This window comes from Pseudactinotalea sp. Z1739, assembly GCF_049725055.1.
In the GTDB taxonomy this organism is placed as follows: domain Bacteria; phylum Actinomycetota; class Actinomycetes; order Actinomycetales; family Beutenbergiaceae; genus CALKWS01.
This window is the reverse complement of the sequence record NZ_JBMPQA010000010.1, coordinates 169,512-175,511: the sequence shown is the minus strand read 5'-3', so window position 1 is coordinate 175,511 and position 6,000 is coordinate 169,512. Positions and strand designations below refer to the sequence as shown.

The following is a 6,000-nucleotide window of genomic DNA, read 5'->3' as shown; positions in this document are numbered from 1 at the left end:
TGTACCCAGCCAGGACGTTGGTGACACTCGGCTGATCGGGGGTAGGCCGCCGAGTGCGCTGTGGCGGCGTTCAGTGTTGTAGGTGTGCAGCCAGGGCGCAAGGGCGTTGCGGCGGGCCTGGTTGCTGGTGAAGAGGTGGCGGTAGGCCCACTCGGTCTGCAGGGTGCGGTTGAACCGCTCCACCTTGCCGTTTTGCCAGGGGCAGTGGGGTCGGATGAACTTCTGCACCGCCCCGAGGTCAGCGACCGCGTCGATGAAGGCACGGCCGTGGCGGTAGGCGAAGGCGTTGTCAGTCATCACCCGCTCGATCCCCACGATGCCCATGGCGGCGAAGTAGTCTGCCGCCCGGGCCAGGAAAGCGGCGCAGGTGGTGGCTTTCTCATCGTCGTGGATCTCGGAGTAGGCCAGGCGGGTGTGGTCATCGACCATGGAGTGGACATAGTCATAGCCGATGCGCCGGGTCTTGTCCTTGGTCTTGTTCGCAGCGGCTCGCCCGTGGGCGCGCCAGCCGCCACCGTGGGGGATCTTGCCCAGTTTCTTCACATCCACGTGGACCAGCTCCCCGGGCCGGTCGCGCTCATATCGGGTCGCGGTGGCCTTGGAGGCGCGGATCTGCTCACCGGTCATCGGGTCCAACTCCCGCAGGTAGGGCACCTGCGCCCGGCGCAGCACCCTGGCCACGGTACGGGCCGGCACGCCCAGTTCGGCGCCGATCCAGTCTGGCCCGCGACGGTACTTGCCTCGACAGGCCAGGATCTGCTCGGCCACCCGGGCCGGGATTGCTCGTGGGCTGTGATGGGGGCGGCTGGAGCGCTCGGCCAGACCATCTGGGCCGTAGGCGTCGTAGCGCTTGAGCCAGCGGTGGGCACACTGACGAGAGATCCCCATCGCCTTGGCAGCATGGGCCACCGCCCACCCTTCCTCGCGCACTCGCTGGACCACCAACCGGCGGCCGTGGACGGTCAGGCGGGCATTACGGTGGGACATGAGGACCTCCGGGAAGTAGATGTGGACTGTCGACAAGCCACACCTCACCCGGAGGTCCTCCTCACGTCAACGAACCAAGCCGGCGAGTGTCACCAACGTCCTGGCTGGGTACATCTAGGCCCCTTCGGTACCGGTCCTCTCCCCGGCCCGCAGGTCATCGAGTGGTGGCAGTAGGTCCGTCACGGCGGGCCACCGGGCAGGTGGCTCCGGGATCTCCCGTCCCTGCTCCGCCGCGGTGTAGGCGGAGATCTTCCAGTCGATCACGCCGAGGTCGCCCTGAAGCTGGGAGATCTGGTCCACCACTCGCGCGCGGTGGGCGCGGAGGATCTCGATGCGCCCGGCCCGGTCGGTGTCGGTGCGTACCAGGGCGACGAAGTCCCGTACCTGGCTCACCGGCATCCCGGTGCGGCGCAGGCGGATCACCACATCCAACAGTCCCAGGGCGGCGGCGTCGAAGGCGCGGTGGCCCCCCGCGGTGCGGGGTAGGTCGCCGAGCAGACCGCTGCGATCGTAGAAGCGCAACGTCTCCACCGGTATCCCGGTGCGATGGGCCACCTCGCCGATCGACTCGCGCTCCAGGGGGGCGTGCATCTCGCTCATGCACTCATGGTGCTACCTGGAGTGCACTCCAGGTCAAGGTTTTCCTCGGGCGGGGTTCGGGCCGGTCAGGATGGAGGAAAAAACGGGTGCTTGACCTTGAGTGCGCTTCAGGTTGCACAGTTATCCGCCATGGACACCACCACGATGAACTCTCCACTGGTATTCGGCGCGATGTTGTTGGGCACCCGAATCGATCAGGAGCAGTCCTTCGCACTGCTGGATCGTTTCGTGGAGCGCGGCGGGCAATGGGTCGATACCGCGAACTGCTACACCTTCTGGCTCAGCGACTCCGGTGCCGGCGGGGCCAGTGAGGAGATGCTGGGCCGTTGGCTGAGCGCGCGCCCGGGCCTGCGGGACCAGATCCGCCTGTCCACGAAGGTGGGCGCCGAACCGCTGTGGCCCGGTTCGTGGCCGCAGCAGCGTGAAGGCCTATCCCGGCGCGCGATCCTGCAGGGGCTGGAGACGAGCCTGCAGCGGATGGGGGCGGCGGAGGTGGACATGTTCTGGCTCCACCAGGAGGACCGCAGCACCCCGATGGCAGAGACCGTCGAGGCTCTCGGCGAGCTGACCTCGTCCGGGCAGGTGAGGCGGGTGGGGGCCTCGAACCATCCGGCCTGGCGAGTGGAGCAGGCTCGTGGCCTGGCCCGTGCCGGCGGCACGATGCCGATCGACGCGCTGCAACTCCTGGCCACGTACCTGCACGTGCGGCCGGGTCTGCGAACGCCCGGGGTGGAACACGCCTTCGGTGTGCTGAACGCCGAGCAGCGGGACCTCGCGCGCACGAACGGGCTGGAGATCTGGGCGTACAGTCCGTTGATGTCGGGCAGTTATGACAACCCCGACAAGCCTGTGCACGAGGCATTCGAGCACATCGGCAACACCCGGCGCCTGCAGGCCCTGGATGTGGTCGCCGGCCAGACCGGTGCTACCCGCAGCCAGGTGGTCCTGGCCTGGCTGCTGGCGCAGGGAATCCGCCCGGTGGTCGGGGTGAGCACCACCGCGCAACTCGATCTGGCCATGGAGGCCGGACGCCTGGACCTGGACGCCGAGCAGGTGCGCCTACTCGATGAGACAGGCTGATGCCTCGCAGGAGGTTCAGTACTGCCAGCCTGGACGGTCGGGAATAATGGGCCGGGCACGAGCAGCAGGGGAGGGCGCGATGACAGTGTCAGGCCTGAAGGGAAAGGTGGCGCTGGTCCACGGCGCAGCTGGATCGGTGGGAAGCGCAGTGGCCCGGGCCTTCGCTGCCTCCGGTGCGTCGGTCCACCTCACCGGGCGCACCGCAGCGAAGGTAGCCGCGGTTGCTGAATCCATCGCAGCCACCGGCGGACGAGCGCGCGCTCATGGTTTGGACGTCACGGATTCGGATGCCGTTGAGCGCCTCACCCGAGACGTTGTCGCTGTCGACGGTCGGATCGATGTTCTCTACAACGCGGTGACGTACGAGGAGGCGCAGGGAACGCCGCTGCACGCTCTCGACGTCGGCGCCCTGGAGCGCACCCTGGTCACGCTCGCCAGGGCACACATGAACACGGTGCGCTGCGTCGCCCCGACCATGATCGACCGTGGATCCGGAGTGATCCAGACCATGGTGGGGCACGGGCCGCCATTCCCCCTGATGGGCTCGACGGCGATCGCGTGGCACACAGTGGAGAGCCTGTACCGCCAGTTCGCCGTCGAACTGGGGGAGTTCGGCATCCGCGTGCAATGGTTCCGCACGGGAGGATTCCGGGAGTCCATCCTGCAGGCGCGCGACTACGGCAGTAGTTACACCGACGAGGCCGAGGCCTCTGAGGTGCTCACCGAACTCGAGAGCGGGACCATGCTGGGCCGTCTCCCGTCGGTCGAGGAGGCGGGTGCCTTCGCGGTCTTCGCGGCCGGCGAATCCGGCGCGTCCCTCACCTCGGCGGCGATCAACCTGACCGCGGGGGCGTTCTCGGACTGAGGATGGCGAACGGCGCCGCCGGGTTGTGACGCCGTCATGCGCCGCTGGTCTGGGGTCTACCTCAGGCGCCGTTCCGGGTATCGCACAACGTCTCGGGGCCCTCGGTGTGCAGACCCTGGACACGTTCTCCGCTGAGGCCGGTGCTACCGGCAACTCACTGCCCTTGACCTTGAGCGCGCTCCAGATTGCACAGTTGTTGGTCATAGGCATCACAACGGTGATCCGGCGCTGATTCTCGGCGAGATCCCGGGTCGATTAAGAGCAAGCGAGACGATCCGAGCGCCATTCCCATCCACAGATGCTCCTCCACCGCCTGAGGTGAGGAGGAGCGACCCAAGAACTCACGATGAGGAGTCCCGATGGCCATCAGCCAGTTGCACCTGATCCCCCGTCGGGTCGCGTACTCGGCAGGGCATTCGCTCATTCACTGGGCGAAGAGTCCTCGTGCTGGAATCGGCCGCGACTCGACCCTCGCGCGGGAGGCCGCGTTCCGGCGGTACCGCGCCCGAGGCGACGTCGAGTTGGAGCAGCAGAAGGCACTCGACCTGAACTCTTTCGCGTGGCTGCGCCTCTGAGGATGGTCGGGGCGGCACACGCCCCACCATGGCTCCGGCCCTGATCAGGGTGGTGGGCCACGCGCAGAGGCCTGGAATGGTGCGCAATGCTCGCGGGCGAACGCTGAGACGCAGCGAGCCCCGGCGCCGAAACGCTGGGGCTCGCATTGGGGTGAGTGACGGGACTTGAACCCGCGACATCCGCGACCACAACGCGGCGCTCTACCAGCTGAGCTACACCCACCAAGGTGCCGAGGATCACCCGGCGCCGACCAGTGTACCCAACCGCAGTCGATGAACGCCCCCGCCAAGGCGCTACCGCAGCGTTGGCTTCATCACCCTCCGGCTCACTCGCCAGCGGGGGATACCGGCTCCCGCACACCGGCTCGCGGGCTCAGGCCGGTCAGCCCGGTCAGGGTGGAGGACTCCGTGACGGCCTTGGCCGCGGTCTTGGCGGCGACGGAGTCCGGTCCGGGGTGGTCCGGGAAGAGGATGGCGCGGTAGTAGCGCAACTCGTCGATGCTCTCGGCGATGTCGGCCAGGGCGCGGTGGCCACCATCCTTGGCCGGGGCGTTGAAGTAGGCACGGGGGTACCAACGCCGGGCGAGTTCCTTGATCGAGGACACGTCGATGATCCGGTAGTGCAGGTGCTCGGTCAGTTCGGGCATGTCCCGATCGAGGAATACCTTGTCCGTGCCCACCGAGTTACCGGCCAGCGGTGCCTTGCGAGCCTCGGGTACGAAGGTGCGCACGTAGTCCAGCACCTGCTCCTGGGCCTGGGCCAGTGTGAGGCCCTCGTCGAGCAGGTCCAGCAGTCCCGACTCGGTGTGCATCCGCACCACCACCTCGGGCATGTTCTCCAAGGCCTTGGGCGGGGGTTTGATCACCAGGTCCAGGCCCGCGTCAAATGCGGTCAACTCCGAGTCGGTGACGATCACCGCGATCTCCACGAGCGCGTCGTTGACCGGATCGAGACCGGTCATCTCGCAATCGATCCACACGATCGGATCCTTGATCACCGTCGGGGGGTCCTTGCGTTCACTCACGCCGGCCACCCTATCGTCGCGCCCTGTCACGCGGGTGCCCTCCGCCGTCGTCCGTCACGGGCGACGGCCTTCCCACCGCCGGGCTGCCGCACGGATTTCCTCACGACCCAGCCTCAAGCACCGCTGCACCGATGGCCTCTCCGAGTACCTCCGCGCCCGCAGCGGTGGGGTGCACGCCGTCGTCGGCCATCCCCTCGGCGAACCGGTCCCCGGCACGTAACCCGGCGGCGGCATCGACCCACGTCCACCCCTGATCGGCGGCGAAACCCCGCAGGAACTCGTTCAACTCGGTGGCTGCCTCCGGAGCCGAGTCGATCGGCGGCACCGAGGACAGCACCACCTCCTCCACCCCGGCGACCTCAGCGATCCGGGCCAGGTTCGACCCGATCTGCTCGTGCGGCATCCGCCCGGCATCGTTCGTGCCGGCCAGGATGACCAGCACGTCGGCCTCCAGCGCCGGGGTCTCGGAGGCCATCTGCTCGGTGGAGGCGCCCCACACCGCCCAGCCGCCGACGAACCGCACCTGCGGGCCGACGGCGTAGCCCACCCAGGATTCGGTGCCCACCTCTCCGGCCGGCAGATCCGGACTGTTGGCGTCGGTGATCGAGTCGCCCACCGCGGCCATCCGGATCGCATCCTCGGCCGGTTCCTCGGTGGGGGAGGGCTGGGTCGCACCGGAAGCGCAGGCCGTCAGGATGACCCCAAGTGCCAGGGCGACGCCGAGGAGCCGCAGGCGGGGGCGGTGGTGCGCCGGTCGGAGGCGGGGAGGGAGCATCGACGCCCACGCTAGCGCCGGCCGCCCCGGAGGGCAGGCCCGTCGCCACCGGGCGCAACCGGGCCGGGCTGCCGAACCGGTGAGTGGGGGCTG

Annotated in this window: 7 protein-coding genes and 1 tRNA gene; 3 read left to right on the top strand and 5 right to left on the bottom strand. The window is 68.4% G+C overall.

The genetic code is table 11. The features are described from left to right. Together ACO0LV_RS14010 and ACO0LV_RS14005 are read right to left on the bottom strand one after the other, a co-directional pair. The coding region (locus ACO0LV_RS14010; protein ID WP_424788533.1) for an IS481 family transposase at positions 1–987 on the bottom strand (987 nt) is incomplete at its 3' end. A gap of 114 nt (positions 988–1,101) precedes the next feature. Continuing rightward, positions 1,102–1,587 (bottom strand): MerR family transcriptional regulator, encoded by a 486-nt coding sequence (locus tag ACO0LV_RS14005; protein ID WP_424788525.1) that lies wholly within the window; start codon positions 1,585–1,587, stop codon positions 1,102–1,104. A 129-nt stretch (positions 1,588–1,716) separates the two neighbouring features. Here ACO0LV_RS14005 and ACO0LV_RS14000 point away from each other — a divergent pair, with 129 nt between their 5' ends. The 3 genes from ACO0LV_RS14000 (at position 1,717) to ACO0LV_RS13990 (ending at position 4,107) form a co-directional block, all read left to right on the top strand. After that, positions 1,717–2,667, top strand: coding sequence for an aldo/keto reductase (locus ACO0LV_RS14000; protein WP_424788524.1), 951 nt, complete (start codon positions 1,717–1,719; stop codon positions 2,665–2,667). Between the two features lie 79 nt (positions 2,668–2,746). Beyond that, positions 2,747–3,532 carry an SDR family NAD(P)-dependent oxidoreductase gene (locus ACO0LV_RS13995; protein ID WP_424788523.1) on the top strand — a complete coding sequence of 262 codons (786 nt, stop codon included), beginning with the start codon at positions 2,747–2,749 and terminating at the stop codon, positions 3,530–3,532. 359 nt (positions 3,533–3,891) lie between these two features. Then, on the top strand, positions 3,892–4,107 hold the full coding sequence (locus tag ACO0LV_RS13990; RefSeq protein ID WP_424788522.1) for a hypothetical protein: 216 nt from the start codon (positions 3,892–3,894) through the stop codon (positions 4,105–4,107). Between the two features lie 147 nt (positions 4,108–4,254). Here ACO0LV_RS13990 and ACO0LV_RS13985 read toward each other — a convergent pair. From ACO0LV_RS13985 to ACO0LV_RS13975, 3 genes are all read right to left on the bottom strand, one after another. Beyond that, positions 4,255–4,330 (bottom strand) — tRNA-His (locus ACO0LV_RS13985). A 103-nt stretch (positions 4,331–4,433) separates the two neighbouring features. Beyond that, positions 4,434–5,132 carry an oligoribonuclease gene (gene orn, locus ACO0LV_RS13980; protein ID WP_424788521.1) on the bottom strand — a complete coding sequence of 233 codons (699 nt, stop codon included), beginning with the start codon at positions 5,130–5,132 and terminating at the stop codon, positions 4,434–4,436. Between the two features lie 100 nt (positions 5,133–5,232). Further along, positions 5,233–5,907, bottom strand: a complete 675-nt coding sequence (locus ACO0LV_RS13975) for an SGNH/GDSL hydrolase family protein (protein ID WP_424788520.1) — start codon at positions 5,905–5,907, stop codon at positions 5,233–5,235. Positions 5,908–6,000: the final 93 nt, after the last annotated feature.

Excerpts from the sequence above, each read along its gene's own strand:
- ACO0LV_RS13975 (WP_424788520.1), bottom strand. The coding sequence starts at position 5,907 with ATGCTCCCTCCCCGCCTCCGACCGGCGCACCACCGCCCCCGCCTGCGG.
- ACO0LV_RS13995 (WP_424788523.1), top strand. The coding sequence starts at position 2,747 with ATGACAGTGTCAGGCCTGAAGGGAAAGGTGGCGCTGGTCCACGGCGCA.
- ACO0LV_RS13990 (WP_424788522.1), top strand. The coding sequence starts at position 3,892 with ATGGCCATCAGCCAGTTGCACCTGATCCCCCGTCGGGTCGCGTACTCG.
- ACO0LV_RS14000 (WP_424788524.1), top strand. The coding sequence starts at position 1,717 with ATGGACACCACCACGATGAACTCTCCACTGGTATTCGGCGCGATGTTG.
- ACO0LV_RS14005 (WP_424788525.1), bottom strand. The coding sequence starts at position 1,587 with ATGAGCGAGATGCACGCCCCCCTGGAGCGCGAGTCGATCGGCGAGGTG.